The following is a 24,746-nucleotide window of genomic DNA, read 5'->3' as shown; positions in this document are numbered from 1 at the left end:
TCGCCAAGCAAGATAAAAACACAAGTCTTTTGACTTGTGTTTTTTTGTTTTTAAACAGTACATGAAAGAAGTAAAGGGAATACATAAGTAATACAAACACGTTGCCCAAGAATAAATCATATTATATAAGAAATTGATGTATATTTTCCAGAAATTTGTTAAGGAATAGAGGTATATAATATGTTTATTTAAAAAGGGAGGAAAGATTATGAAATTACCAAGTGAAATTTGCATCGTTTGTGAGACAAAAAGAGGGGAAGGAATATATGTATATAATAATTTAATATGTTACGAGTGCGAAAGAAATCTGGTGAATACTGAGACAACTGACCCGAAGTATATACATTATTTAAAACAACTGCGAAAATTAGAAGTATCATATTTTTAAATAGGCATTATGCCTATTATTTTTTTTGCCCTAATATCTGTATAATAGATACAGAATGAATAATAAGGAAGATATATATATGAATCAAAATCGTATGCCTTTATATGAGGCGCTAATGGAATTTAAAGAAAGGCGACTACTATCTTTTCATGTTCCGGGTCATAAGAATGGTTTAAACTTCCCTCAGAAAGCTTCAGGGGGGTTTAAGGACATATTATCAATTGATGTAACAGAGTTAACAGGATTAGATGATTTACATAGCCCGTTTGAATGTATAGATGAAGCACAGCAATTATTAGCTGAAGTATATGGCGTGCACAAAAGTTATTTTTTAATTAATGGTTCAACAGTTGGAAATTTAGCAATGATTTTGTCTTGCTGCGGCGAACATGATATTGTCCTCGTACAAAGAAATTGTCATAAATCGATCATTAATGGTTTGAAATTAGCAGGGGCTAATCCGGTCTTTTTAAATCCATGGATTGATGAAGTACATAACGTACCAGTAGGTGTTCATGATGAAATTATTAAGGAGGCAATTACAAAGTATCCAAATGCAAAAGCACTTATTTTAACACATCCTAATTACTATGGTATGGGAATTGATTTAGAGGCAAGTATCGCTTACGCACATGCACATAAAATTCCTGTTCTAGTAGATGAAGCACATGGGGCGCATTTTTGTATAGGGGACCCCTTCCCGAAGTCAGCATTAGTTTATGGTGCGGATATTGTGGTTCATTCCGCACATAAAACATTACCTGCGATGACAATGGGATCTTATTTACATATAAATAGCCGTTTGGTGAGCGAAGAAAAAGTTTCCTCCTATTTAAGTATGCTACAATCTAGTAGCCCATCGTATCCAATTATGGCTTCTCTTGATATAGCACGTTTTGCAATAGCAGTTATAAAGGAAGAGGGTCATGATGAAATCGTTGAGTTTTTACGCCGATTTAAAGAAGGATTGCGATCTATCCCACAAATAGCCATTTTGCAATATCCATCGCAAGATGAATTAAAAGTTACGGTGCAAACTCGCTGTCAGTTATCGGGGTATGAATTACAGTCTGTATTTGAAAAAGTCGGTATATATACGGAAATGGCAGATCCATATAACGTCCTATTTATATTACCGTTACAAGTAAATGAGGGGTATATGAAAGCTATAGAGATCATTCGATTAGCTATGCAGCAATATAAGGTAAAAGACAAGATAGCATCAATTCGTTATACTTATAAAGGGGAGATTTCCCCTTTACCGTATACGTATAAACAATTAGAGAGATACGAAACGAAGTTAGTATCTATAGAAGAAGCCGTTGGTATGATAGCTGCAGAAATGGTGATTCCGTATCCACCTGGAATTCCATTGATCATGTATGGAGAGAGAATTACTCAAGAACATACAAAGCAAATTACTCATTTAGAGAAAACAGGGGCTCGTTTTCAAGGTAGTACGAAATATATGAACGTGTATGATATAGAAAGTAGGTTTTAGGATGAAGGGATTATTTGTAACAATTGAAGGGCCAGAAGGTTCGGGTAAAACAACATTAATTAAAAGTTTATTACCATATTTTGAGCAAAAGGAACAAAAGGTAATGGCGACCAGAGAACCGGGTGGTATTGCAATTTCTGAAGATATTAGAACAATTTTACATAAACAAGAGTATACGATGATGGAAGCACGTACAGAGGCGCTCTTATATGCTGCTGCACGTAGACAACATTTAGTGGAAAAAGTTATGCCAGCACTTGAGGAAAACTATCTTGTACTATGTGATCGTTTTATAGATAGCTCTTTAGCATATCAAGGATATGCAAGAGGCTTAGGTATGGATAAAGTATTTGAAATTAATCGTTTCGCAACGGAAGATTGTATGCCTAGTTTAACAATCTATTTAGATATTGAGCCAGAGGTAGGTTTAGCACGAATTGGAAAAGATGCAGGACGTGAAGTAAATCGACTAGATATGGAAGATATCTCTTTCCATAAACGTGTGCGTGAAGGGTATTTACAAGTTGTAGAGCGTTTCTCTAATCGCATTGTATTAGTAAATGCTGATCAACCAATGAAAAAACTTATAGAAGAAGTTGTTCAGATTATAGAAGATAAATTGTTATAATAGAAGGAAAGAATGAAATAAGTGAGGTATGCAGTATGATAAATACGTGGGAGCAGCTTTCTGCTATACAGCCCATCGGTGTCAAAATGTTGATGAATAGCATTGCAAAAGAGCGTATATCCCACGCTTACTTGTTAGAGGGAGGGAAAGGGACTGGGAAGTTCGCCACAGCAATTCAAATGGCAAAAAGTTTTCTCTGTTCACAAAGAAATGGTGTAGAGCCTTGTCATGTATGTACGAATTGTCGCCGAATTGATTCAGGTAACTACCCAAACTTACATATTGTAAAACCAGATGGATTATCTATTAAAAAACAGCAAATTCATGATTTACAAGAAGAGTTTTCAAAAACAGGATTAGAAGCAAATAAAAAAGTATATATTATTGAGCATGCAGATCGTATGACAGCAAATGCAGCGAATACGCTCTTAAAGTTTTTAGAAGAACCAAGTAGTGATACAACAGCTATTTTACTTACTGAACAAAGTCATCAGATTTTAAATACAATCTTATCTCGTTGTCAAGTTGTTACGTTTAGGCCGTTGCCTACAGAATCTTTAATTAAGAGGTTAGAGGAAGAAGGTATTACAGTTTCTTTATCTACACTTGCTGCGCAGCTTACAAATAGTTTTGAAGAAGCTTTATTAATGTGTAATGATGAATGGTTTGCACAAGCGAGAGCTTTAGTGATAAAATTATGTGAAGCGCTCGAAAAAGATAAGGCCTCTATTTTTTTTGTACAAGAAAAATGGGGGAAGCACTTTGGAGAGAAAGAACAATTACAGCAAGGCTTAGATATGTTACTCCTTATTTATAAGGATTTATTATATGTTCAACTTGGAGAAGAAGATCGTCTTGTTTTTCATGAGCAGAAAGAGATGTTTGAATCCTTTTCTTATGCTCAGAAGCGCATTGTATCAGCTCTCTTTAATATATTAGAGGCAAAAAATAGAATCAACGCTAATGTAAATGCGCAGCTTGTGTTCGAACAGTTAGTGTTGCGGTTGCAGGAGGGATGACCGTTTTGTATGATGTAGTAGGTGTTCGCTTTAAGAAGGCCGGAAAGGTATATTACTTTGATCCAAATCAGTTCGATATCTCAGAAAATGAGTTTGTAATTGTAGAAACGGTAAGAGGTATTGAGTACGGAAAAGTAGTTATTACCAAAAAGCAAGTTGATGAAAATGACGTTGTATTACCGCTAAAAAAAGTTATTCGTATTGCAAATGAAAATGATCGTACCATTGTTGAAGAGAATAGGCATGCTGCGAAAGAAGCATATCAAGTTTGTCAACAAAAGGTAGGAGAACATAATCTTGATATGAAGCTTGTAGATGTAGAGTATACGTTCGATCGTAATAAGATTATTTTTTACTTTACTGCGGATGGTCGGATTGATTTCCGGGAACTAGTGAAAGACTTAGCGGCAATTTTTAGGACAAGAATTGAGCTGAGACAGATCGGCGTTCGTGACGAAGCAAAAATGCTTGGTGGTATTGGTCCATGTGGTCGTATGCTTTGTTGTTCTACTTTTTTAGGAGATTTTGAACCTGTATCCATTAAAATGGCAAAGGATCAAAATTTATCATTAAATCCTGCAAAAATCTCTGGTTTATGTGGTCGCTTAATGTGTTGCTTAAAATATGAGAATGATGAATATGAGGCAGCAAAGGAACAACTTCCTGATTTAGATCAACGTATACAAACACCGCACGGTACTGGCCGTGTTATCGGATTAAATATTTTAGAAAGATTAATTCAAGTGGAACTAGTAGACAAGGAACGGATAGTAGAATATACGTTAGATGAATTAATGAATAAAGGGGTCGTTTCGAGTCAAACCACAGATTAATGAGGTGGGTGCTTGTGGAGAAAAAGGATATTTTTGCATCGGTTTCTAGTATGGAAGAGCAAATTGGACATTTATACAAACAGTTGGGAGAATTAAAACAACATCTTGCAGAATTATTGGAAGAAAACCAACATATAAAAATGGAAAATGAAAATTTGCGACATCGTTTTGAAGAAGTGCAGAACAAGGAAAAACAAAAAACTCAAAAACGCAAAGAAATGAAGGCGAAGACAGATATTGGTGAAGGCTACGATAATCTAGCGAGACTATATCAAGAAGGTTTTCATATTTGCAATCTACATTATGGAAGTGTACGTAAAGAGGGAGATTGTTTATTCTGTCTGTCATTTTTAAATAAAAAGTGAGATTACCTTTCCAATATAATTGGAAAGGTAATTTTTTATACATGAGAGTAGAATGAAATTTATTTTTACATTAATAGAAGATGAAATAGGGTAGGTTAAGTGTAAGAAAGGGAGCAATATATGAATTTATATGAAGATGAGCGTTTAGATTACTTATTAGCGCAAGATATGAAGATTGTACAAAGTCCATCAGTATTTAATTTTTCTTTGGATGCTGTTTTACTTGCAGATTTTGCTTGGGTGCCAATTCAAAAAGGTAATTTACTTGATTTGTGTACAGGTAACGCAGTTATCCCTCTTTTATTAAGTACAAGGACAAAAGGGAAGATTACAGGTGTAGAAATTCAAGAGCGCTTATATGATATGGGAATAAGAAGCGTTCAATACAATAATTTAGCAGAAAGAATTCATTTAATCCATGGAGATTTGAAAGATATGCCGGAGAAACTTGGACGTCATCAATATGATGTTGTAACATGTAATCCTCCTTATTTTCAAACACCACAAACTTCTGAGAAGAATATGAATGAACATTTAGCGATAGCTCGTCATGAAATTATGTGCACACTAGAAGATGTTGTATACGCAAGTAGCCAGCTAGTGAAACAGGGTGGGAAAGTAGCATTTGTACATCGTCCAGGTCGTTTGCTCGACATCGTCACATTAATGCGTAAATACAAAATTGAACCGAAACGTGTGCGATTGGTTTATCCTAAGGCTGGTAAAGAAGCGAATACATTGTTAATTGAAGGAATTAAGGATGGGAATGCAGATTTAAAAATCTTACCACCTCTTTTTGTATATGAAGAAAACAATGAATATACAAAGGAGCTTCGTTCAATTTTATATGGAGAAGAATAAGCATTGTTTTTATGTGGTGGAGTGTTCTGATGGAAGTTATTATGCTGGATACACGAATCATATAGAAAAACGGATTCAGACCCATAATAGTGGAAAAGGTGCTAGATATACACGCGCTAGACTTCCAGTTGTTTTAAAATATGTAGAGGATCACGAGGATAAACGAACAGCTATGCAAGCTGAGTATCACTTTAAGCAGTTAACGAGGAAAAAAAAAGAAGAATATATGCAAAAAGGAGAACGCTATGTGGCAGCAAAAAAGCTTTCAGCAAAATGAAAAGGGAGTTTTATATTTAGTACCGACTCCAATCGGAAATTTAGAGGATATGACATTTCGTGCAATCCGAATTTTAAAAGAGGCAGACATTATTGCAGCGGAAGATACAAGGCAAACGAAGAAACTTTGTAATTACTTTGAAATTGAAACACCAGTTATGAGTTATCATGAGCATAATAAAGGAGTAAGTGGACGGAAAATTTTAGATAAGTTAGAAGAAGGTAAGACTGTAGCCATTGTGAGCGATGCTGGTATGCCATGTATTTCAGATCCTGGTTATGATATCGTTGTAGAGGCTGTAGCAGAACAATATCATGTTATCCCGCTTCCTGGGGCAAATGCAGCCCTTACAGCATTGATTGCATCAGGACTTGAGACAAAACATTTTTATTTCTATGGTTTCCTGCAAAGAAATAAAAAGGGACGTAAGCTTGAATTAGAAAAACTACGCTATATTCCAACTACAATGATGTTTTATGAGGCGCCACATCGTTTAGATGATACTTTAATCTCTATGCAAGAAGTATTAGGAAATAGGGAAATCGTATTATGTCGTGAGCTAACGAAAAAATTTGAAGAGTTTATTCGTGGAACAATTGAAGAAGCGATTGAGTGGACGAAGCAAAATGAAGTTCGTGGTGAGTTTTGTATTTTAGTAGCAGGTTCAACAGAAGAACCTACTCCAGAAGAACAATGGTGGGAATCTATTTCAGTATATAATCATATTGAACATTATATAAATGAAAAAGGTATGAATTCAAAAGAAGCGATAAAAACAGTCGCTAAAGACCGAGATTTGTCGAAACGAGACGTATATCAAATCTATCATGTGGATAAAAAATAAGCTTCTCATAATTGAGAAGCTTATTTTGCTGTTTCGATATAATCTTGAAGTTCGTTTAAGACTTGTTCAGCGCCTTCTTTACTTAAGATAATTTTACCTTCAGCTAAAGATAGGTTACCATCAGATACTTCACCAGTTACTTGGCAAGTCATGTTTGGTTTATATTTCTTTAAGATGATTTTTTCATCATCAACGTAGATTTCAAGAGCATCCTTTTCTGCAATACCTAAAGTACGGCGTAATTCGATTGGAATTACTACACGACCTAATTCATCAACTTTACGAACGATACCAGTAGATTTCATAATTCTTTTCCTCCTAAATAAATAGTTTATAAGTTTCGAGTCTATTTTTTTGATTCGTCATTTTTCGACAAAATACCCTATGGACATATGATACCAATCATTTACATTTCCGTCAATTATTAAATTCTATATTTTTAAAAAAGATTTATAGATTTTTATACTTCTTATATATGATAGAATGTAAGTCATTTCTACAATTGTTTTGTATTATTTTTTATAATGTTTATACTTTTCGGGAAATATATTGTATATTTTTTTGAATATGAGTAATAGATGATAAAGATATCGAGCATTAACTCGTTTTTATCCCGCATTAGCGAGCAGTAAGACTCCCACTTTAAAATTTAGCCGGAGCAAAGAAGTTAAGTGGGAGATCAACTGCTCGTAAAAGCCCGATTGGTGTGAGCTAATAATCCATGGGGGATGAACCCTCCCCACGGATTAAAGTTTCACTTTATATATGAGTTTTTGATATACTGTTTATAAATACATATGAGGTTATTCGGGAGGTCCAAAACGATGAAAGAGGAAAATAAGTCCTTTTATATTACTACCCCAATTTATTATCCAAGTGGAAAGTTACACATTGGACATGCTTATACGACAGTAGCAGGAGATGCGATGGCACGATATAAGCGTATGCAAGGATACAATGTTCATTATTTAACAGGAACTGATGAGCATGGACAGAAGATCCAAAAGAAAGCAGAAGAACTAAATGTTACACCACAGGCATATGTGGATAACATTGTATCAGGGATTAAAGAACTTTGGGAGAAGATGGATATCTCTTATGATGATTTTATTCGTACAACTAAAGATCGTCATAAAGATGTTGTTGAGAAAATCTTCAAGCAGCTAGTAGATCAAGGCGATATTTATCTTGATGAATATGAAGGTTGGTATTCTGTACAGGATGAAACATTCTATACAGCGCATCAATTAGTAGATCCAATTATGGAAGGTGACAAAGTAGTTGGTGGAAAAAGCCCAGATAGTGGTCACGCTGTAGAACTTGTTCGCGAAGAGTCTTATTTCTTTAGAATGGGTAAATATGTAGACCGACTATTAAAGTTCTATGAAGATAACCCTCATTTCATTCAGCCGGAGTCCCGTAAAAATGAAATGATTAATAACTTCATTAAACCAGGATTAGAAGATTTAGCTGTTTCTCGTACTTCATTTGACTGGGGAGTTCGTGTTCCAGGTAACCCAAAACACGTTATTTACGTATGGGTAGATGCGTTGTCTAATTACATTACTGCATTAGGATATGGAACAGAAAATGAAGAGAAGTATAAAAAATTCTGGCCAGCAGATGTCCATTTAGTTGGGAAAGAAATCGTTCGTTTCCACACAATTTATTGGCCAATTATTTTAATGGCTTTAGATTTACCACTTCCGAAGAAAGTCTTTGCTCATGGCTGGATTTTAATGAAGGATGGAAAAATGAGTAAGTCAAAAGGAAACGTAGTAGATCCAGTTACACTAATTGATCGTTACGGATTAGATGCATTGCGTTACTACTTACTTCGCGAAGTTCCATTTGGATCTGATGGAGTATTCACACCAGAAGGATTTGTTGAACGAATCAACTTTGATTTAGCGAATGATTTAGGTAACTTATTAAATCGTACAGTAGCTATGATTGATAAATACTTTAACGGGGAAATCCCTGCATTTAAAGCAAATGTAACTGAGTTCGATGAAACGTTAGTGACATTTGCCAAAGATACATTGAAAAAAGTAGAAGAGGCAATGGAGAATATGGAATTCTCTGTAGCGCTAAGTTCCATTTGGCAATTAGTTAGCCGTACGAACAAATATATTGATGAAACGCAGCCGTGGGTATTAGCGAAGGATGAGAATGATCGCGAAAAACTTGCGTCTGTAATGGCCCACTTAGTTGAGGTACTTCGTCAAACAGGTATTATGCTTATGCCATTCCTAACAGTAGCACCAAGTAAGATGTTTGCTCAACTTGGACTTACTGAAGAGGCGCATAAATCTTGGGAAAGCCTATCTACAATTGGATGTATTCCAGCTGGAACAAAAGTAGAAAAAGGAAACCCAATCTTCCCTCGTTTGGAAATGGAAGTAGAAGTGGGGTATATTAAAGAACAAATGCAAGGTTCTGCTCCTAAAATAGAAGAGAAAAAAGCAGAAGAACCAAAGGCAGAAGAAATTACAATTGATGATTTCTTTAAAGTAGAATTACGAGTAGCTGAAGTAATATCCGCTGAACCTGTGAAAAAAGCAGATAAGTTGTTGAAAATTCAGCTTGATTTAGGTACAGAGAAGCGCCAAGTGGTTTCTGGGATTGCTAAATTCTATTCCTCAGAAGAACTAAAAGGTAAAAAGGTTATTTGTGTAACGAATTTAAAACCTGTAAAATTACGTGGTGAATTATCACAAGGTATGATTTTAGCAGGTGAAGAGAATGGCGTATTGTCATTAGCATCAATTGACCAGAATTTACCAAATGGTACAAAAATCAAGTAATTGAGACAAGAAAAGAGATGTTTCACGTGTAACATTGGTGAAGCGTCTTTTTTCTTTTTACATTCCGTTTTTTGCATTAAAATTGAAGTATTGTTATCGTTAAGTTAGAAAGAGTGTAGTTTTTCTATGAGAGAATTGATTTCAATATAAAAGGAGTTATTTATTATGTTGTTTGATACACATTCACATTTAAATGCAGAGCAATTTGAAGAAGATTTACAAGAAGTTATCGCGAGAATGAAAGAAGCGGGAGTTACATATACAGTTGTTGTTGGATTTGATGAAGTAACGATAAAGAAAGCAATTGAATTAGCAGAGGCTTATGATTTTATTTACGCTGCAGTTGGATGGCATCCTGTTGATGCAATCGATATGAAAGAAGAACATTTAGCTTGGTTAGAAGAATTAGCGGCTCATCCTAAAGTAGTTGCAATTGGGGAAATGGGATTAGATTATCACTGGGATAAGTCTCCAAAAGAAATACAGAAGGAAGTATTCCGTAAACAAATTGCATTAGCGAAAAAGGTGAAATTACCGATTATTATACATAACCGCGATGCAACTCAAGATATTGTTGATATCCTAGAGGAAGAGAATGCAGCTGAAGTAGGGGGCATTATGCATTGCTTTAGCGGTAGTGTAGAAGTAGCGCAGCGATGTGTCGATATGAACTTTTTAATTTCATTAGGTGGGCCAGTAACATTTAAAAATGCCAAGAAACCGAAAGAAGTTGCTATGGAGATTCCGTTAGAAAAATTATTGATAGAGACAGATTGCCCGTATTTAACACCACACCCATTTCGAGGAAAACGAAATGAACCTAGTTATGTAAAACTGGTAGCAGAAGAAATTGCGAATTTAAAAGGAATTTCTTATGACGAAGTAGCACAAGTAACAACAAAGAATGCCAAATCCTTATTTGGTGTTGAATAAAAAAGAATGGGGAGTCCCATTCTTTTTTTGTTTTTTGAGAAGAGAGATAGTAGAAGTGATAAGAACCCACTATTTACTCATAACATAAGTGTAGAAATATTGCGGATAAATTAAGATGGAGATAGAAGTGTTACAATAAGGATAGTGAACAAAGATTTTTCTCTTCTACTTTTTAAAATGTACGATTGGGAAAATAATAATGGAAAAGTCGTCATTTTTTTGTTTTACTAAGTAGAGATGAAAAGAGTGTGGAGGCAAGCATGAAAATTAAAGAGATTATCGTTGTAGAAGGTAAAGATGATACAGTTGCGATTAAACGTGCTGTTGATGCGGATACAATCGAAACGAACGGTTCAGCAATCGGTGATCACGTTATTGAGCAAGTTAAATTAGCGCAGCAAAAACGAGGCGTTATTATTTTCACAGATCCGGATTATCCTGGAGAGCGTATTCGAAAAATTATTTCTGACAAGGTTCCTGGATGTAAGCATGCTTTTTTAACGAAGGAAGAAGCACTTGCTAAAAGGAAAAAAGGTGTTGGAATCGAACATGCTTCTAATGAGTCGATTCGCCGTGCTTTAGAGAATATACATGAAGAAATGGAAGCTTACACAAGTGAAATTAGTTGGAGTGATCTAGTCGATGCGGGCTTAGTGGGCGGAGAAATGGCAAAGAGTCGCAGAGAAAGAGTGGGTAAGCTATTAAAGATTGGTTATACAAACGCAAAACAGTTACATAAACGTTTACAAATGTTTCAGGTTTCAAAGGAATCATTTGCAGAAGCTTATAAGCAAGTAATACAGGAGGAAAAAAAATGAAGGATATCGCAACACCAAATCGTACGAAAGACATTGTTGAAAAGTATGGATTTTCATTCAAAAAAAGTTTAGGACAAAATTTTTTAATTGATACGAATGTATTAAATCGTATCGTTGATCACGCAGAAATCGGTTCAGAAAGTGGCGCAATTGAAATTGGACCAGGTATCGGTGCGTTAACAGAGCAATTGGCAAAGCGTGCTAAAAAAGTAGTGGCTTTTGAAATTGATCAGAGATTATTACCAATTTTAGACGAGACGTTAGCTCCATATAGCAACGTTACAGTTATAAATAAAGATGTACTAAAAGCAGATGTACATGAAGTGTTTAGTGAGCAATTTGAAGAAGGACAAGATGTAATGGTAGTAGCTAACTTACCATACTATATTACAACGCCAATTTTATTTAAATTGCTTGAAGAAAAATTACCGGTTCGTGGATTTGTTGTTATGATGCAAAAAGAAGTTGGGGATCGTTTAGCTGCTAAACCAGGAACGAAAGAGTATGGTTCTTTATCAATTGCCATTCAGTATTATACAGAGGTAGAAACAGTTATGACTGTACCGCGTACAGTGTTTGTGCCACAACCAAATGTTGATTCTGCGATTATCCGTCTTCTAAAGCGTCCTAAACCAGTTGTAGAAGTGACAGATGAAACTTTCTTCTTTGAAGTAGTACGAGCAAGTTTCGCACAGCGTCGTAAAACTTTAATGAATAATTTATCAAATAATTTAAATGGTTTCCCGAAAGATAAAGAGCTGTTGGATCGAATTTTGACAGAAGTAGGAATTGATCCGAAGCGAAGAGGCGAAACGCTATCTATCGAAGAGTTTGCAACATTAAGTAATGCATTAATTCTTCATAAATTGTCATAAGAATATGAAAGGGACAGTTCAACTTGAGCTGTCCCTTTTGTCACCTTTCCTTTCCTAAATTCATACTTTAAAAACAGGTAAGATGGCCTAACGAGTTTGGAGTTTGGAGGTAGGAGAATGGATTTACATGTTGGAGAATTAGTTGAACGATATTCTCATAATAGGGATATTCTTTTTCGTATTATAGAAATAAAAGGCGATATGGCAATATTATTTGGAGAGGAAATTAGACTTGTGGCGGATGCACCACTTGCAGATTTAGTTAGTATAGATCAACGAGAACATAAAAATAGAGTGAAGCGTGAAAAAGAAACGATGGAGCGTACTTACCGGTTGTTTCAGCAAGATTACGTGTTGATGAAACAAAGACATGAACATAATTCAACTGGTGGATATACAAGTGAAGTGAATTATTTTCAAATGCCAGGACGTGTATTGCATATAGATGGAGATCCTTTATATTTGCGCAAGTGCTTAGATTTATATAATAAAATAGGCGTTCCTGTTCAAGGTATTCATTGTAAGGAAACGGAGATGCATGAAAAGGTAGTAGACTTAATAGATCATTTTCGCCCAGACATTTTAGTTATTACAGGACATGATGCATATACAAAGTCAAAAGGAGTTATGGGAGATTTAGCAGCATATAGACATTCTAGACATTTTGTACAGGCCGTTCGAGAAGTGCGGAAAAAGTATCCATCGTTAGATCAACTCGTTATTTTTGCTGGGGCTTGTCAATCACACTTTGAGGCGTTGATTCGGGCAGGTGCTAATTTTGCTAGTTCACCGTCTAGAATTAATATTCATGCTCTAGATCCTGTATATGTAGTTGGCAAAATTAGTTTCACTTCATTTATGGAAAGAGTAAATGTATGGGACGTTGTGCGTAATACAATTACTGGCGAAAAGGGACTAGGCGGAATTGAAACAAGAGGGATTTTACGAACAGGATTGCCCTTTCAACATTATGACGAATGAGCAAGGTACATACGTATCTTGCTTTTTTATGTGGAAATGATTTAAATGAGTCTGGATAAAAAGCGGCAAGAACGTGCAGACTATACAATGATACTTTTAGAATATAGTATTTCTTCTATCTATTTGAACGCATGATGCTTTTATAATGATATTGTCTGTGAATTGCGGTTAATAATTGGGATAGATATATCGTGTTTTAAGTGTTCAATCTAAATTACAGCGAGGTGTAGCAAAGTATATGTCAAAACGTTTAGATGAAATTAAAAGCGAATTAGATCACCATCTTGGACAGCGGCTTATGTTAAAGGCAAATAGTGGGAGAAGAAAAACTGTGGAGCAATCAGGTGTACTTGCAGAAACGTATCGTTCTGTGTTTGTTGTACAATTAGACCAGCAAGAAGATGCATTGCAACGTGTATCTTATAGTTATGCAGATGTTTTAACAGAGACAGTAGAGCTAACATTTTACGATGAATCTCAAAATGAAGTATTTTATAATTAATGTATTTTTTGTTACATATATTCCCATAAATGAAAAGCTATATTATTTTGCATACTAATTATACCGTAGCAAAATAAGGAGGGACTCTGCATTGAGTAGACGAAGAGGAGTCATGTCAAATCAATTTAAAGAAGAGCTTGCAAAAGAGCTTGGCTTTTATGATGTTGTTCAGAAAGAAGGATGGGGCGGAATTCGTGCGAAAGATGCTGGTAATATGGTGAAACGTGCTATAGAAATTGCAGAACAGCAATTAATGAAACGAAACCAGTAGTTGTAAGATACTTTCTATGCTACGGTAGCCGAGGAGAGATTCCTCGGCTTTTTGCACGCTAAAAGGTGCCATCATTTGACATAAGTAGTTTCATTCTGAGTGCTTTTCGATATAATTAGGGAAGTGTCATCGTCTTACTATAAATTTATGGTAAAATAAACGATAAAAGATTGAGTACATAGAGTGGGTGAATAGATTGAAGCTACTAGTGAAAGCACCAGCAAAGATTAATCTGTCGTTAGATGTACTGGGAAAAAGACAAGATGGATATCATGAAGTGAAAATGATTATGACAACAATCGACTTGGCAGATCGTTTAGAGCTAACGGAATTAGCAGAGGACCGTATTGAAATTTTGTCCCATAATCGGTATGTCCCAGACGACCAACGCAATTTAGCTTATCAAGCAGCGAAATTATTAAAAGTGAAGTTTAATGTAAAAAAAGGTGTGTCTATTACTATTGAAAAAACGATTCCAGTAGCCGCTGGATTAGCAGGTGGAAGTAGTGATGCAGCAGCGACATTACGTGGCCTTAATAAGTTATGGAATTTAGGGCTAACAATCGATGAATTAGCAAAGCTTGGCGCAGAAATTGGGTCAGATGTATCGTTCTGTGTATATGGTGGAACTGCTATTGCCACTGGAAGAGGAGAAGAAATTGAACATATAAAGACTCCGCCTTCTTGTTGGGTTGTTTTAGCAAAGCCCCACATTGGTGTATCTACTGCTGACGTGTACGGAAATTTAAAATTAAATCGTGTTACGCATCCAAATGTAGATAAAATGGTTGAAGTCATTAACCATGGCGATTATAAAGGAATTTGTGATACCGTTGGTAACGTTTTAGAAGATGTGACGTTTGCGATGCATCCCGAGGTTGCACGTATTAAATCACAGATGAAACGCTTTGGGGCAGATGCCGTATTAATGAGTGGAAGTGGCCCAACTGTATTTGGTCTTGTACACCATGATTCGCGAATGCACCGCATATATAACGGGTTAAAAGGATTTTGCGAGCAAGTATATGCAGTGCGTTTATTAGGAGAGCGAGAAACGCTTGAATAAAGACGTATAATACGTTATGATTTGTTTAGAATATTCGTGATTTGAGGTGAGAGTATGAAAATTAGACGAAGTACAAGATTGGTCGATCTGACGTATTACTTGTTACAAAATCCTCGTCAGCTAGTTTCTCTCACTTTTTTTGCTGAAAGGTATCAATCGGCTAAATCTTCCATTAGTGAAGATTTAGTTATTATTAAGCAAACGTTTGAACAACAAGGTGTCGGCACATTGCAAACGGTACCAGGAGCAGCAGGAGGAGTGAAATATATTCCTTATATAAGTGAAGAAGAGGCAAATCTGATTATTAACGAGCTTTGTAGCTTATTTGAAAACCCAGACCGTATTTTGCCTGGCGGTTACTTATATATGACGGATCTTTTAAGTAATCCTCGCCAGATTAATGGCGCAGGTCGTTTATTTGCTTCTGTTTTTGCTAGGCAACCAATTGATGCGGTTATGACGGTAGCGACAAAAGGAATTCCGCTTGCTTATGCAGTAGCAAACTACTTAGATGTACCGGTAGTAATTGCGAGAAAAGATAATAAGGTAACAGAAGGACCCACTGTTAGTATTAACTATGTATCAGGTTCCTCTAAGCGAATCCAAACGATGACTTTAGCAAAGCGTAGCCTTCCAGAAGGGTCCAATGTTTTAATTATTGATGACTTTATGAAAGCTGGCGGAACCATTCAAGGTATGATGAGCATGCTAGAAGAGTTTAAAGCTAATGTTGTTGGGATTGGCGTATTAGTAGAGTCTACGGATATTGAAGAAAGACTTATTAATAACTTTGTATCATTAATTCGTCTGTCAGAAGTTGATGTGAAAGAAAAAGCGATTCAAGTGGAAAAGGGGAATTATGCACTTGCACCATTTGATAAAGGGCTTGTAGAGGCTGAGTAAAAAGGTAAAGCAGATAGCTTTACCTTTTTTTATTCCTATTTATAAATTACAAAATAGATGGACAAACTGCCTTTGGTACACTATTTTTAAAGAGTAAAAATAAATAATAAAAGGGTGAAAAGTATGAAAGTTGTTCAAACAAGCAAAGCACCACAGGCAATCGGACCATATTCACAAGGGATTATTGTAAATAATATGTTCTATAGTTCAGGACAAATTCCGTTAACGGCAAGTGGAGAACTTGTAACAGGAGATGTAACAGTACAAACAGAGCAAGTATTTGAAAATTTACAAGCGGTATTAGCAGAAGCAGGTGCTTCATTTGATACAGTGGTAAAAACAACAGTATTCTTGAAGGATATGGATGATTTTAATGCTGTTAATGAAGTATACGGTTCTTATTTCTCTACTCATAAACCAGCGCGTTCTTGTGTACAAGTAGCAAAATTACCGAAAGATGTTTCTGTTGAAATCGAAGTAATTGCCCTAGTTAAGTAACTCTTTGTAAGCGATAACCTCTACTAATCCTTATATTCAACTACAATAAAAATTTTTATCTTAAAAATTTTTAAAAAATTAAAGGGAAAATAGAAATTTTGTGGAATTTATACAAATATATCGCTTATTTAGAAAAGGGTGGTGAACACAAGATGGAAGTGACTGACGTAAGATTACGCCGCGTAAACACAGAAGGCCGCATGAGAGCAATTGCCTCTATTACTCTAGACCATGAATTTGTTGTTCATGATATTCGTGTAATTGATGGTAATAATGGATTATTTGTAGCAATGCCAAGTAAACGTACTCCAGATGGAGAATTCCGTGACATTGCACATCCAATTAATTCTAATACACGCTCTAAAATTCAAGATGCGGTTTTAACAGAGTATCATCGTTTAGGCGAGTTAGAAGAGGTTGAGTTTGAAGAAGCAGGCGCTTCGTAAAATTCGAATGAAAAGGGCTTTTGAAAGAAAGTCTTATAATTTTGTAGCAAACTCCTGTAAGCATTTACAGGAGTTTGTTTTTTTTTTTGAATAATACACGTTTCTAATTATAAAAATTCATATTTTGAAAAAATAAAGATGAAAAACTTCTAATTTTTTCAAAATCATTTAAAATAGTATAGCTTATTCCTTAAAAAAGATACTAAAGAGTAAAACATCTTATAAGAATTATGGTAAAATTTAATAGTTATAATGTGTTTCTTGAAATATATGATGATTTAGGATAATATCGTTAATGGATAAATAGGTTGCGATGGAGGGTCTATATGTCAAACAGATTTGCAGTGATTCTAGCTGCAGGTAAAGGCACACGTATGAAGTCCAAGCTATACAAAGTGCTGCATCCTGTATGTGGAAAACCAATGGTACAACATGTAGTCAATGAAGTATCTCAATTAGGATTGCAGAAACTTGTAACAGTCGTTGGACATGGTGCTGAAAAGGTACAAGAACAGCTAGGAAACGTAAGTGAGTTTGCATTACAAGCAGAACAACTTGGTACAGCTCATGCTGTCGATCAAGCTGCAAGTGTACTTGCAAATGAAGAGGGAACAACTTTAGTTATTTGTGGTGATACACCTCTAATAACTGCTGAAACGATGGAAGCATTGCTTCAGCAACACGAAGAAGCGGGAGCAATGGCGACGGTACTAACAGCGTACATAGAAGAGCCTGCTGGATATGGCCGTATCGTTCGTAATGAGAATGGTCATGTTGAAAAGATTGTTGAGCATAAGGATGCGAATGAAAAAGAATTAGCTATTAAAGAAATCAATACAGGTACGTATTGTTTTGATAATAAAGCTTTATTTGCTTCACTTTCTAAAGTTTCAAATGATAATGTACAGGGCGAATATTACCTTCCGGACGTTATTGAAATTTTAAAAAATGAAGGTCATATTGTATCAGCTTATCAAACAGAGCACTTCGATGAAACGTTAGGTGTTAACGACAGAGTCGCTCTATCGCAAGCGGAAATTATTATGAAAAATCGTATCAACAGAAAGAACATGGTAAATGGTGTTACAATTATTGATCCAAGTAACACATACATTTCTGCGGATGCAATTATTGGTAGTGATACAGTTCTTCACCCAGGAACGGTTATTGAGGGGAACACTGTAATTGGTTCTGATTGTGAAATTGGACCGCATACAGTAATTCGCGATAGTGAAATTGGAGATCGTACGGTAATTCGTCAATCTACTGTACATGACAGCAAACTTGGTACAGAAGTATCAGTTGGCCCATTTGCACATATTCGCCCAGATTCAGTTATTGGAGATGAAGTGCGCGTTGGAAACTTCGTAGAAATCAAAAAAACTGTTTTTGGTAATAGAAGTAAAGCTTCACACTTAAGTTATATCGGGGATGCACAAGTTGGAGAAGACGTGAATCTTGGTTGTGGTTCAATTACGGTGAACTACGACGGCAAGAATAAATTTAAAACTGTAATTGGTAACGGGGTATTTATTGGATGTAATTCAAACCTTGTTGCTCCTGTAACAGTTGAAGATGGTGCTTATGTGGCAGCAGGCTCTACAATAACAGAGAATGTTCCATCAAAAGCATTATCAGTAGCACGTGCACGTCAAGTTAACAAAGAAGACTATGTTGATCAATTGCTGAATAAGAAAAAATCATAATGTGGAGGGTTAATCTAGATGTCGACTCAATATCTAAATTCTAATTTGAAAGTATTCTCTTTAAACTCTAATAAGGAACTTGCTGAGCAAATCGCAAAGCATATTGGAGTAGGACTAGGAAAATGTTCTGTTGATCGTTTTAGTGATGGAGAAGTTCAAATTAACATTGAAGAAAGTATCCGTGGTTGCGATGTATTCATTATTCAATCTACAAGCTTCCCAGTAAACGAACATATCATGGAATTACTTATTATGATTGATGCATTAAAACGTGCATCTGCAAAAACAATTAATATTGTTATTCCTTACTATGGTTATGCGCGTCAAGACCGTAAAGCGCGTTCTCGTGAACCAATTACATCGAAACTTGTAGCAAACTTGCTTGAAACAGCAGGTGCAACTCGTGTAATCACTCTAGATTTACATGCTCCGCAAATTCAAGGATTCTTTGATATCCCGATCGACCACTTAATGGGTGTACCGATTCTTTCAGACTACTTTGAAGCAAAAGGCCTTAAAGATATCGTAATCGTATCTCCTGATCACGGTGGTGTAACGCGTGCTAGAAAAATGGCGGATCGCCTAAAAGCGCCAATCGCTATTATTGATAAGCGTCGTCCTCGTCCGAATGTATCTGAGGTAATGAACATTATCGGTAACATCGAAGGCAAAACAGCAATTTTAATTGATGACATCATTGATACAGCTGGTACAATTACATTAGCGGCAAACGCTCTTGTTGAGAACGGTGCTTCTGAAGTATATGCTTGCTGTACACACCCAGTATTATCTGGTCCAGCAATTGAGCGTATTCAAAATTCGAATATTAAAGAGTTAGTTGTAACGAACTCTATCGTATTACCAGAAGAGAAGAAAATTGATAAAGTACATGAACTTTCAGTTGCTCCATTAATCGGAGAAGCAATCATTCGTGTATACGAAGAAGAATCTGTAAGTGTATTATTCAATTAATTGGATAGAATGAGACGTAACCAAGCTTGGTTACGTCTTTTCGTATCGAAAAAAGAAAGTAGTGGTACAAGAATGAAATTAATAGTAGGACTTGGGAACCCAGGTAGAGAATATGAATTAACAAGGCATAATATTGGATTTATGGCAATCGATGAACTTGCAAAACGTTGGAGTATTTCTTTGAATGAACAAAAGTTTAAAGGGGTATTTGGCGCAGGTTTTGTTAATGGGGAAAAAGTAATCTTACTAAAGCCACTTACATATATGAATTTATCTGGGGAAAGTATCCGTCCACTCATGGATTATTATAAAATTGATGTCGAGGACTTCATTGTTATGTACGATGATTTAGATATTCCTGTAGGTAAATTACGCCTTCGCATGAAAGGTAGTGCGGGTGGACATAATGGTGTGAAATCAACAATTTCACATTTAGGAACACAAGAATTTCAACGTATCCGCATGGGAATCGATCGTCCGAAAAATGGGATAAAAGTAGTGGATTACGTATTAGGACGTTTTACATCTGAAGAAATATCTGGCGTTAATCAATCCATTGAAAATGCAGCAGATGCATGTGAGGAATGGTTAAATAAACCTTTTCTCCAAATCATGAATACTTTTAATAGTTAAGCGCACAATCTGGAATATTTTATTTTGTTTTATCCCATACTAGTAGCAATTGGATATTTAGGAGGCTAGTATGGAAGGTTATTATTACTGTAGACATTGTGGAAGTAATGTGGGCTCCATTATCGCAGAAAAAGTATATAGCGACGTTTTGTTTCAACTAACAGAGCAAGAAGTAGTGGATATGATTCATTTTCATGAGAATGGAAATATATATATAAAAACGATTTGTGAATCGTGTCAAGAAACACTCGCATCTTATCCTGAGTATTATGAATATGAAAAATTTCTGCAATAAAATGTTGTCGCTTTGGCATGTCCAAAGCATTTTTCTGTTTTCTTTTTCCAAAATATTTGCATAAAATATAGTAACTTGCTCTTTATGTTGAGAGGAGTTTTGAAAATGATAGGTTTATTAGAGCAATTTTATAAAAATGAAGAAATACAATCGGTTATTAATGGGCTAGAAGATGGGTTGAAAGAACAACTTGTATCGGGTATGGCAACATCCTCTCGTTCATTATTAATGGCAGCTTTATATAAAAAGACAAAGCAATCACAACTTATCGTGACGCACAATTTATACCAAGCACAAAAAGTACATGAAGATTTAGTGGCGTTACTTGGTGAAAAAGATGTTTGGCTATATCCGGTAAATGAATTGATAGCATCGGAGGTTGGTGTTGCAAGTCCAGAATTGAAGGCACAGCGTATTGAAGTGTTAAATCGCTTAGCTGCAGGAGAGAATGGGATTATTGTAGCGCCAGTTGCAGGGCTGCGTAGGTTTTTACCAATAAAAGAATTATGGAAGCAAAGGCAAATTGAAATCAATCTAGGGCAAGAGATTGATTTAGATGCACTCTTGCATACTTTACATCATATTGGCTACGAGCGTAAGTCAATGGTAGAAGCTCCAGGAGAGTTCAGTTTACGCGGGGGAATATTAGATATTTACCCATTAACGGAAGAATTACCGTTTCGTATTGAATTCTTCGATACAGAAGTCGATTCTATTCGATTGTTTGATGTGGATGAACAGCGTTCTCAAGATAAAAAGGAAAGTGTTAAGTTCGGTCCAGCAACAGAGTTTTTATTTTCACAGGAAGAATTGAAATCGGGAATTAAGCATCTTGAAGAAGGTTTGACTAAGACGATGCAAAAGCTTTCCGATGATAAATTAAAGACTACTGTGCTTGAGACGGTTAGTCATGAAATTGAAATGTTGAAAAACGGGCAGAGTATAGAACAAATGTTTAAATATTTATCTATTTTCTATAAAGAACCTGCTAGTCTGATAGATTATTTACCAGAGAACGGTATTGTAATTTTAGATGAGATTTCCCGTATTCAAGAAACAGCATCACATCTTGAGACAGAAGAAGCGGAATGGTATATCTCACTTCTTGGCGAAGGAACAATTATTCAGGATTTATCTTTCTCCCACTCGTTTGAGGAGTTTCTTCATAATAAAAAAAGAAGTTTTGTATATTTAACGTTATTCTTACGCCATATAGCACACACACATCCTCAAAATATTGTGAATGTGACATGTAAAACGATGCAAGATTTCCACGGACAGATGCATTTGTTAAAAACTGAAATTGATAGATGGAATGAAGGTAATTTTACGACCGTTGTGCTTGGAACAGATGATGAACGTGTAAAAAAACTACAACATATTTTAAGTGATTATGATATTGATGCAGACATTGTAGAGGCGACAGATATCTTATTGCCTGGAAGGTTACAAATTGCTGTAGGTGATTTACATGCAGGCTTTGAAATGCCGATGCAAAAGTTTGTTGTCATTACTGAAAAGGAGCTTTTTCATAAGAAGGTTAAAAAATCACAACGTAAGCAAAAGTTATCTAACGCTGAACGTATTAAAAGTTATTCGGAATTAAAAGTTGGAGACCATGTAGTTCATGTAAATCATGGTATAGGTAAATTTTTAGGTATTGAGACATTAGAGATTAATGGTGTTCATAAAGATTATTTAAATATTAAATATCAAGGTAATGATAAGTTATACGTTCCAATTGAACAAATTGATCAAGTGCAAAAATACGTAGGGTCTGAAGGTAAGGAACCAAAAGTTTATAAATTAGGTGGAAATGATTGGAAGAAGGTCAAAACGAAAGTTGAAAAATCTGTACAAGACATTGCAGATGACCTAATTAAATTATATGCCGAGCGTGAAGCTTCGAAAGGTTATGCATATACACCAGATACGGCAGAGCAACAAGAGTTTGAATCTTTATTCCCATATCAAGAGACAGAGGATCAATTACGTTCTATTGAAGAGATTAAGAAAGATATGGAACGCGGACGTCCGATGGATAGGCTTCTTTGTGGTGACGTAGGATATGGAAAGACTGAAGTAGCTATTCGTGCGGCATTTAAAGCAATTATGGATGAAAAACAAGTTGCAATTTTAGTACCAACAACAATCCTTGCACAACAACACTATGAAACAATTCGAGAGCGTTTTCAAGATTATCCGATTAATATAGGGTTACTAAGTAGATTCCGCACACGAAAACAACAAAATGAAACGATTAAAGGTTTAAAAGATGGAACGGTGGATATTGTAATCGGAACGCATCGTATTTTATCTAAAGATGTTACTTATAAAGATTTAGGACTTCTTATTATTGATGAAGAACAAAGATTCGGCGTTACACATAAAGAAAAAATTAAACAATTGAAAGCAAATGTTGACGTGTTAACATTAACGGCAACTCCGATTCCACGTACACTTCATATGTCTATGCTTGGTGTGCGCGATTTATCTGTTATTGAGACACCACCAGAGAATCGTTTCCCAGTACAAACATATGTAGTAGAGTATAATCCAGCGTTAATGCGAGAAGCGATAGAGCGGGAGTTAGCAAGAGGCGGTCAAATTTACTTCCTATATAACCGTGTGGAGGATATTGAAAGAAAAGCAGATGAAATTTCGATGTTAGTTCCAGATGCTCGTGTAACATACGCGCATGGGAAAATGAATGAAGGTGAATTAGAGTCTGTTATGCTATCGTTTTTAGAAGGGCAGCATGATGTTCTTGTAAGTACAACAATTATTGAGACGGGTGTAGATATTCCGAATGTAAATACATTAATTGTATTTGATGCAGATCGTATGGGATTATCGCAGTTGTATCAGCTTCGTGGTCGTGTTGGGCGTTCTAATCGCGTCGCGTATGCATACTTTGCATACAAACGTGATAAAGTGTTATCGGAAGTTGCAGAGAGGCGTCTGCAAGCAATTAAAGAGTTTACAGAGCTTGGATCTGGTTTCAAAATTGCGATGAGAGACTTATCAATTCGTGGTGCGGGTAATTTGTTAGGGGCAGAACAACATGGATTTATTGATTCTGTCGGATTTGATCTGTATTCTCAAATGTTAAAAGATGCAATTGAGCAACGTAGAGGAACAGACGGAGTTGAAAATACCGTTAATGTTGAAATTGATTTAGAAGTAGATGCATATTTACCGGATGCGTACATTTCAGATAGTAAACAAAAAATTATGATGTATAAACAATTTAGAGGTATTTCTGCAATTGAAGATATTGAAGAGTTGCAGGAAGAGATGATCGACAGATTTGGTGATTATCCACAAGAAGTTGGTTATTTATTACAAATTGCAAACATTAAAGTGTTGGCAATGAAAGAACAAATTGAGTTAATTAAGCAAAATAAATTTGAAGTAACATTCCTGTTTTCTGAACAAGCGAGCCAAAATATAGATGGTGGAAAATTATTCATGCTAGGAAGTAGTTTTGGCCGTATGATCGGTCTTGGTATGGAGGGGTCACAATTGAAAATTGTGATGAAAACGAATGGATTAGAGACGTCGAAATGGTTAACAATTGCTGAAAATTTATTAAAAGGCTTGCCAGATGTAAAAAAAGAAGTAATAAATGCCTAATATAAGATAAAAAATACAATTCGACGTGCATAGAAGAACTAATGTGTAAAATACTATGTTTAATAGTTGGTGATTTTTACATGAACAGGTAAATTCACCACTTTGATCATCAGTAGAAAGTGAGGCAGCATTAGAATGAAAGCAACTGGAATCGTACGTCGAATTGATGATTTAGGCAGGGTAGTAATTCCGAAGGAAATTCGTAGAACTTTACGTATTCGTGAGGGAGATCCACTAGAAATATTTGTTGATCGCGATGGAGAAGTGATTTTGAAAAAATATTCTCCAATTAGTGAACTAGGTAATTTTGCAAAGGAATATACGGAAGCTTTATACGATAGCTTAGGACATAATGTGCTTGTATGCGATCGTGATTCTATTATCGCAGTAGCAGGCGCATCTAAAAAAGAATACTTAAATAAAAGTGTTGGCGATTTAATTGAGAAGACAATGGAAGAGCGTAAGTCTGTAATTATGACAGATGAAAGCGAAATTTCAATTATTGATGGAGTGACAGAAAAAGTGAGCTCTTATACAATTGGCTCGATTATTGCAAATGGAGATCCAATCGGAGCTGTCGTTATCTTCTCTAAAGAGGCTATTATAAGTGAAGTAGAGCATAAATCAGTAAATACAGCTGCAAGCTTTTTAGCGAAACAAATGGAGCAGTAGCGAAGTGTAATTTCTA

At 35.6% G+C, this 24,746-nt stretch carries 27 protein-coding genes; 26 read left to right on the top strand and 1 reads right to left on the bottom strand.

Translation table 11 applies throughout. The features are described from left to right. Positions 1-208 precede the first annotated feature (208 nt). From B5P42_RS13660 to rsmI, 9 genes are all read left to right on the top strand, one after another. Positions 209-388: a sigma factor G inhibitor Gin gene (locus B5P42_RS13660; protein WP_002130199.1), complete on the top strand. Its 180-nt coding sequence runs from the start codon at positions 209-211 to the stop codon at positions 386-388. A 79-nt stretch (positions 389-467) separates the two neighbouring features. Next, positions 468-1,889: an aminotransferase class I/II-fold pyridoxal phosphate-dependent enzyme gene (locus tag B5P42_RS13655; RefSeq protein ID WP_098636433.1), complete on the top strand. Its 1,422-nt coding sequence runs from the start codon at positions 468-470 to the stop codon at positions 1,887-1,889. 1 nt (position 1,890) lies between these two features. Next, positions 1,891-2,517: a dTMP kinase gene (tmk, locus tag B5P42_RS13650; protein WP_002009634.1), complete on the top strand. Its 627-nt coding sequence runs from the start codon at positions 1,891-1,893 to the stop codon at positions 2,515-2,517. Between the two features lie 35 nt (positions 2,518-2,552). After that, positions 2,553-3,536, top strand: a complete 984-nt coding sequence (holB, locus tag B5P42_RS13645) for a DNA polymerase III subunit delta' (RefSeq protein WP_002009636.1) — start codon at positions 2,553-2,555, stop codon at positions 3,534-3,536. Positions 3,537-3,541: 5 nt separating this feature from the next. Beyond that, entirely contained in the window at positions 3,542-4,369 is an 828-nt protein-coding gene (locus tag B5P42_RS13640) for a PSP1 domain-containing protein (protein ID WP_002009637.1), read from the top strand. 14 nt (positions 4,370-4,383) lie between these two features. Then, positions 4,384-4,734 (top strand): DNA replication initiation control protein YabA, encoded by a 351-nt coding sequence (gene yabA / locus B5P42_RS13635; RefSeq protein WP_002009639.1) that lies wholly within the window; start codon positions 4,384-4,386, stop codon positions 4,732-4,734. 120 nt (positions 4,735-4,854) lie between these two features. Next, positions 4,855-5,595, top strand: coding sequence for a tRNA1(Val) (adenine(37)-N6)-methyltransferase (locus B5P42_RS13630; protein WP_113710298.1), 741 nt, complete (start codon positions 4,855-4,857; stop codon positions 5,593-5,595). Next, positions 5,582-5,872, top strand: a complete 291-nt coding sequence (locus tag B5P42_RS13625) for a GIY-YIG nuclease family protein (protein ID WP_002130207.1) — start codon at positions 5,582-5,584, stop codon at positions 5,870-5,872. The genes B5P42_RS13630 and B5P42_RS13625 overlap by 14 nt, the downstream gene beginning before the upstream one ends. Continuing rightward, positions 5,841-6,716: a 16S rRNA (cytidine(1402)-2'-O)-methyltransferase gene (rsmI, locus tag B5P42_RS13620; protein ID WP_113710296.1), complete on the top strand. Its 876-nt coding sequence runs from the start codon at positions 5,841-5,843 to the stop codon at positions 6,714-6,716. Before B5P42_RS13625 ends, rsmI begins: the two co-directional genes overlap by 32 nt. A gap of 20 nt (positions 6,717-6,736) precedes the next feature. Here rsmI and B5P42_RS13615 read toward each other — a convergent pair whose 3' ends face one another. Continuing rightward, positions 6,737-7,021 (bottom strand): transition state genes transcriptional regulator AbrB, encoded by a 285-nt coding sequence (locus tag B5P42_RS13615; protein WP_000843037.1) that lies wholly within the window; start codon positions 7,019-7,021, stop codon positions 6,737-6,739. A 492-nt stretch (positions 7,022-7,513) separates the two neighbouring features. Between B5P42_RS13615 and metG the strand changes: the two genes are divergently transcribed. From metG to spoVT, 17 genes are all read left to right on the top strand, one after another. Continuing rightward, positions 7,514-9,523 carry a methionine--tRNA ligase gene (gene metG, locus B5P42_RS13610; RefSeq protein ID WP_113734405.1) on the top strand — a complete coding sequence of 670 codons (2,010 nt, stop codon included), beginning with the start codon at positions 7,514-7,516 and terminating at the stop codon, positions 9,521-9,523. Positions 9,524-9,688: 165 nt separating this feature from the next. Continuing rightward, positions 9,689-10,456 (top strand): TatD family hydrolase, encoded by a 768-nt coding sequence (locus B5P42_RS13605; RefSeq protein WP_002009645.1) that lies wholly within the window; start codon positions 9,689-9,691, stop codon positions 10,454-10,456. Between the two features lie 260 nt (positions 10,457-10,716). Next, positions 10,717-11,274: a ribonuclease M5 gene (gene rnmV, locus B5P42_RS13600; RefSeq protein ID WP_002029323.1), complete on the top strand. Its 558-nt coding sequence runs from the start codon at positions 10,717-10,719 to the stop codon at positions 11,272-11,274. Further along, complete coding sequence (gene rsmA, locus B5P42_RS13595; RefSeq protein ID WP_002091590.1) at positions 11,271-12,149, top strand: 16S rRNA (adenine(1518)-N(6)/adenine(1519)-N(6))-dimethyltransferase RsmA; 879 nt, start codon at positions 11,271-11,273, stop codon at positions 12,147-12,149. Before rnmV ends, rsmA begins: the two co-directional genes overlap by 4 nt. A 117-nt stretch (positions 12,150-12,266) precedes the next feature. Continuing rightward, positions 12,267-13,130, top strand: a complete 864-nt coding sequence (gene yabG, locus B5P42_RS13590; protein WP_002009651.1) for a sporulation peptidase YabG — start codon at positions 12,267-12,269, stop codon at positions 13,128-13,130. 238 nt (positions 13,131-13,368) lie between these two features. Next, entirely contained in the window at positions 13,369-13,632 is a 264-nt protein-coding gene (gene veg / locus B5P42_RS13585; protein ID WP_002009653.1) for a biofilm formation stimulator Veg, read from the top strand. Positions 13,633-13,723: 91 nt separating this feature from the next. Then, the gene (sspF, locus tag B5P42_RS13580) at positions 13,724-13,903 is read left to right on the top strand and encodes an acid-soluble spore protein SspF (protein ID WP_002094215.1); all 180 of its coding nucleotides are present in this window, start codon (positions 13,724-13,726) and stop codon (positions 13,901-13,903) included. Positions 13,904-14,099: 196 nt separating this feature from the next. Continuing rightward, positions 14,100-14,969, top strand: coding sequence for a 4-(cytidine 5'-diphospho)-2-C-methyl-D-erythritol kinase (ispE, locus tag B5P42_RS13575; protein WP_012260164.1), 870 nt, complete (start codon positions 14,100-14,102; stop codon positions 14,967-14,969). A 54-nt stretch (positions 14,970-15,023) separates the two neighbouring features. Next, the gene (purR, locus tag B5P42_RS13570; protein WP_002091587.1) at positions 15,024-15,872 is read left to right on the top strand and encodes a pur operon repressor; all 849 of its coding nucleotides are present in this window, start codon (positions 15,024-15,026) and stop codon (positions 15,870-15,872) included. A 123-nt stretch (positions 15,873-15,995) separates the two neighbouring features. Beyond that, a complete protein-coding gene (locus B5P42_RS13565; RefSeq protein WP_000869819.1) occupies positions 15,996-16,370 on the top strand; it encodes a RidA family protein in 375 nt (124 codons plus the stop codon). Between the two features lie 152 nt (positions 16,371-16,522). After that, on the top strand, positions 16,523-16,816 hold the full coding sequence (gene spoVG / locus B5P42_RS13560) for a septation regulator SpoVG (protein WP_000454042.1): 294 nt from the start codon (positions 16,523-16,525) through the stop codon (positions 16,814-16,816). A gap of 326 nt (positions 16,817-17,142) precedes the next feature. Then, positions 17,143-18,522: a bifunctional UDP-N-acetylglucosamine diphosphorylase/glucosamine-1-phosphate N-acetyltransferase GlmU gene (glmU, locus tag B5P42_RS13555; protein ID WP_002091584.1), complete on the top strand. Its 1,380-nt coding sequence runs from the start codon at positions 17,143-17,145 to the stop codon at positions 18,520-18,522. An 18-nt stretch (positions 18,523-18,540) separates the two neighbouring features. After that, positions 18,541-19,494 carry a ribose-phosphate diphosphokinase gene (locus tag B5P42_RS13550; RefSeq protein ID WP_002091580.1) on the top strand — a complete coding sequence of 318 codons (954 nt, stop codon included), beginning with the start codon at positions 18,541-18,543 and terminating at the stop codon, positions 19,492-19,494. Positions 19,495-19,566: 72 nt separating this feature from the next. Continuing rightward, entirely contained in the window at positions 19,567-20,127 is a 561-nt protein-coding gene (gene pth / locus B5P42_RS13545; RefSeq protein WP_087943057.1) for an aminoacyl-tRNA hydrolase, read from the top strand. Between the two features lie 70 nt (positions 20,128-20,197). After that, positions 20,198-20,422, top strand: coding sequence for an anti-sigma-F factor Fin family protein (locus B5P42_RS13540; protein WP_002091576.1), 225 nt, complete (start codon positions 20,198-20,200; stop codon positions 20,420-20,422). 105 nt (positions 20,423-20,527) lie between these two features. Next, on the top strand, positions 20,528-24,058 hold the full coding sequence (gene mfd, locus B5P42_RS13535; protein ID WP_113734404.1) for a transcription-repair coupling factor: 3,531 nt from the start codon (positions 20,528-20,530) through the stop codon (positions 24,056-24,058). Positions 24,059-24,193: 135 nt separating this feature from the next. Further along, positions 24,194-24,730: a stage V sporulation protein T gene (spoVT, locus tag B5P42_RS13530; RefSeq protein ID WP_002009670.1), complete on the top strand. Its 537-nt coding sequence runs from the start codon at positions 24,194-24,196 to the stop codon at positions 24,728-24,730. Positions 24,731-24,746: the final 16 nt, after the last annotated feature.

The organism is Bacillus sp. SRB_331, assembly GCF_003264175.1.
Taxonomy (GTDB): domain Bacteria; phylum Bacillota; class Bacilli; order Bacillales; family Bacillaceae_G; genus Bacillus_A; species Bacillus_A mycoides.
This window is presented reverse-complemented; position numbering and strand designations above follow the sequence as displayed.

Excerpts from the sequence above, each read along its gene's own strand:
- B5P42_RS13660 (WP_002130199.1), top strand. The coding sequence starts at position 209 with ATGAAATTACCAAGTGAAATTTGCATCGTTTGTGAGACAAAAAGAGGG.
- B5P42_RS13655 (WP_098636433.1), top strand. The coding sequence starts at position 468 with ATGAATCAAAATCGTATGCCTTTATATGAGGCGCTAATGGAATTTAAA.
- tmk (WP_002009634.1), top strand. The coding sequence starts at position 1,891 with ATGAAGGGATTATTTGTAACAATTGAAGGGCCAGAAGGTTCGGGTAAA.
- holB (WP_002009636.1), top strand. The coding sequence starts at position 2,553 with ATGATAAATACGTGGGAGCAGCTTTCTGCTATACAGCCCATCGGTGTC.
- B5P42_RS13630 (WP_113710298.1), top strand. The coding sequence starts at position 4,855 with ATGAATTTATATGAAGATGAGCGTTTAGATTACTTATTAGCGCAAGAT.
- B5P42_RS13625 (WP_002130207.1), top strand. The coding sequence starts at position 5,582 with ATGGAGAAGAATAAGCATTGTTTTTATGTGGTGGAGTGTTCTGATGGA.
- rsmI (WP_113710296.1), top strand. The coding sequence starts at position 5,841 with ATGTGGCAGCAAAAAAGCTTTCAGCAAAATGAAAAGGGAGTTTTATAT.
- B5P42_RS13615 (WP_000843037.1), bottom strand. The coding sequence starts at position 7,021 with ATGAAATCTACTGGTATCGTTCGTAAAGTTGATGAATTAGGTCGTGTA.
- metG (WP_113734405.1), top strand. The coding sequence starts at position 7,514 with ATGAGGTTATTCGGGAGGTCCAAAACGATGAAAGAGGAAAATAAGTCC.
- B5P42_RS13605 (WP_002009645.1), top strand. The coding sequence starts at position 9,689 with ATGTTGTTTGATACACATTCACATTTAAATGCAGAGCAATTTGAAGAA.
- rnmV (WP_002029323.1), top strand. The coding sequence starts at position 10,717 with ATGAAAATTAAAGAGATTATCGTTGTAGAAGGTAAAGATGATACAGTT.
- rsmA (WP_002091590.1), top strand. The coding sequence starts at position 11,271 with ATGAAGGATATCGCAACACCAAATCGTACGAAAGACATTGTTGAAAAG.
- yabG (WP_002009651.1), top strand. The coding sequence starts at position 12,267 with ATGGATTTACATGTTGGAGAATTAGTTGAACGATATTCTCATAATAGG.
- veg (WP_002009653.1), top strand. The coding sequence starts at position 13,369 with ATGTCAAAACGTTTAGATGAAATTAAAAGCGAATTAGATCACCATCTT.
- purR (WP_002091587.1), top strand. The coding sequence starts at position 15,024 with ATGAAAATTAGACGAAGTACAAGATTGGTCGATCTGACGTATTACTTG.
- B5P42_RS13565 (WP_000869819.1), top strand. The coding sequence starts at position 15,996 with ATGAAAGTTGTTCAAACAAGCAAAGCACCACAGGCAATCGGACCATAT.
- spoVG (WP_000454042.1), top strand. The coding sequence starts at position 16,523 with ATGGAAGTGACTGACGTAAGATTACGCCGCGTAAACACAGAAGGCCGC.
- glmU (WP_002091584.1), top strand. The coding sequence starts at position 17,143 with ATGTCAAACAGATTTGCAGTGATTCTAGCTGCAGGTAAAGGCACACGT.
- B5P42_RS13550 (WP_002091580.1), top strand. The coding sequence starts at position 18,541 with ATGTCGACTCAATATCTAAATTCTAATTTGAAAGTATTCTCTTTAAAC.
- pth (WP_087943057.1), top strand. The coding sequence starts at position 19,567 with ATGAAATTAATAGTAGGACTTGGGAACCCAGGTAGAGAATATGAATTA.
- B5P42_RS13540 (WP_002091576.1), top strand. The coding sequence starts at position 20,198 with ATGGAAGGTTATTATTACTGTAGACATTGTGGAAGTAATGTGGGCTCC.
- mfd (WP_113734404.1), top strand. The coding sequence starts at position 20,528 with ATGATAGGTTTATTAGAGCAATTTTATAAAAATGAAGAAATACAATCG.
- spoVT (WP_002009670.1), top strand. The coding sequence starts at position 24,194 with ATGAAAGCAACTGGAATCGTACGTCGAATTGATGATTTAGGCAGGGTA.